General features: G+C 57.0%; 2 rRNA genes. Both read right to left on the bottom strand.

Going from position 1 to position 2,579, the window contains the following annotated elements:
• Window positions 1-504: ribosomal RNA gene (locus tag ABD671_RS22275) — 23S ribosomal RNA — on the bottom strand; the annotation flags it as partial.
• 437 nt (window positions 505-941) lie between these two features.
• A 16S ribosomal RNA gene (locus tag ABD671_RS22280) occupies window positions 942-2,458 on the bottom strand.
• Between the last annotated feature and the right edge of the window lie 121 nt (window positions 2,459-2,579).

The raw sequence follows: 2,579 nt of genomic DNA on the forward strand, positions 1-2,579 counted from the left end.
CGGGTGGTCCCGCCAGATTCACACGGAATTTCAGGGGTTCCGTGTTACTTGGGAAAACGCGACACAGGCCCGGACTTACACCTACGGGACTATCACCCTCTACGGTGCCACTTTCCAATGGGCTTCGACTTCACCCGGGCTTTCTCACTGTGTGAGCCACCGGCAGATGACCCCTCACGCTCCCACAACCCCACACGCGCAACCCCTGCCGGGTATCACACGCGCATGGTTTAGCCTCTTCCGCTTTCGCTCGCCACTACTCACGGAATCACTGTTGTTTTCTCTTCCTACGGGTACTGAGATGTTTCACTTCCCCGCGTTCCCTCCACACACCCTATATATTCAGGCGCGGGTAACTGGACATGACTCCAGCTGGGTTCCCCCATTCGGACATCCCCGGATCAACGCTCGGTTGCCAACTCCCCAGGGCTTATCGCAGGCTCCAACGTCCTTCATCGGCTCTTGATGCCAAGGCATCCACCATGTGCCCTTCATAGCTTGTCGCACAAACACTCAACAAAAACCACAAAAAGACCATATTGATATTGCACATACACAACACACCACCACCGCACATACGGCAGCAGCCTGTTGGATGCTCGCGTCCACTATCCACTTCACAAACAACCAGCCCACCAACACCACCCCACCCCCACCAGGAGACAAGACAGCGAAGAAGGCAACCAAGACACCAACCACCACACACCCCCCTACAGGGGATGTGGCGCCTGATCCCTCAGACACCCAACAGCGTGCTTGGACACCACCCGACACCACCCACCCAACCCGTTCCACACCCCACCCACCAGCAAAACCAGCAGGCCGGAGTAGTACTAGACATCAGGCGAACAGCACCGAGCAGCTCTCATCGACGATTCCACTTCCGAACACCACCACCGCCACCAGACACTCGCTGATGATCATGGGTGCATGCTCCTTAGAAAGGAGGTGATCCAGCCGCACCTTCCGGTACGGCTACCTTGTTACGACTTCGTCCCAATCGCCAGCCCCACCTTCGACGGCTCCCCCCACAAGGGTTAGGCCACCGGCTTCGGGTGTTGCCGACTTTCGTGACGTGACGGGCGGTGTGTACAAGGCCCGGGAACGTATTCACCGCAGCGTTGCTGATCTGCGATTACTAGCGACTCCGACTTCATGGGGTCGAGTTGCAGACCCCAATCCGAACTGAGACCGGCTTTTTGGGATTCGCTCCCCCTCACGGGATCGCAGCCCTTTGTACCGGCCATTGTAGCATGCGTGAAGCCCTGGACATAAGGGGCATGATGACTTGACGTCGTCCCCACCTTCCTCCGAGTTGACCCCGGCAGTCTCCTATGAGTCCCCGGCATGACCCGCTGGCAACATAGGACAAGGGTTGCGCTCGTTGCGGGACTTAACCCAACATCTCACGACACGAGCTGACGACAGCCATGCACCACCTGTACACCAGCCAAAAGGCCAGCACATCTCTGCACTGTTCCGGTGTATGTCAAACCCAGGTAAGGTTCTTCGCGTTGCATCGAATTAATCCGCATGCTCCGCCGCTTGTGCGGGCCCCCGTCAATTCCTTTGAGTTTTAGCCTTGCGGCCGTACTCCCCAGGCGGGGCGCTTAATGCGTTAGCTACGGCACGGAACCCATGGAATAGGTCCCACACCTAGCGCCCAACGTTTACGGTGTGGACTACCAGGGTATCTAATCCTGTTCGCTCCCCACACTTTCGCTCCTCAGCGTCAGGACATTCCCAGAGAACCGCCTTCGCCACCGGTGTTCCTCCTGATATCTGCGCATTTCACCGCTACACCAGGAATTCCGTTCTCCCCTGAATGCCTCTAGTCTGCCCGTATCGAAAGCAAGCACCGAGTTAAGCCCGGTGATTTCACTCCCGACGCGACAAACCGCCTACGAGCCCTTTACGCCCAATAATTCCGGACAACGCTCGCACCCTACGTATTACCGCGGCTGCTGGCACGTAGTTGGCCGGTGCTTCTTCTGTACCTACCGTCACTCTCGCTTCGTCGGTACTGAAAGAGGTTTACAACCCGAAGGCCGTCATCCCTCACGCGGCGTTGCTGGATCAGGCTTCCGCCCATTGTCCAATATTCCCCACTGCTGCCTCCCGTAGGAGTCTGGGCCGTGTCTCAGTCCCAGTGTGGCCGGTCACCCTCTCAGGCCGGCTACCCGTCGAAGCCTTGGTAGGCCATTACCCCACCAACAAGCTGATAGGCCGCGAGCACATCCTCCACCGAAAAAACTTTCCACCACCATCACATGCGCGAAGTGGTCATATCCGGTATTAGCCACCGTTTCCGGCAGTTATCCCAGAGTGAAGGGCAGATTACTCACGTGTTACTCACCCGTTCGCCGCTCGAGTACCCCGAAGGGCCTTTCCGCTCGACTTGCATGTGTTAAGCACGCCGCCAGCGTTCGTCCTGAGCCAGGATCAAACTCTCCGTTGAAAAACAACACCCACAACCAACCCCAAAGAGCCAGCCATGAGAAAAAGAGAACCCTGACAAACAAACCCTGACAAAAATTGCCAGAATCATTGTCGAAAACCATCAACCCACAAACGTGAAT

Source organism: Nocardioides fonticola (assembly GCF_039536805.1).
Lineage (GTDB): Bacteria > Actinomycetota > Actinomycetes > Propionibacteriales > Nocardioidaceae > Nocardioides > Nocardioides fonticola.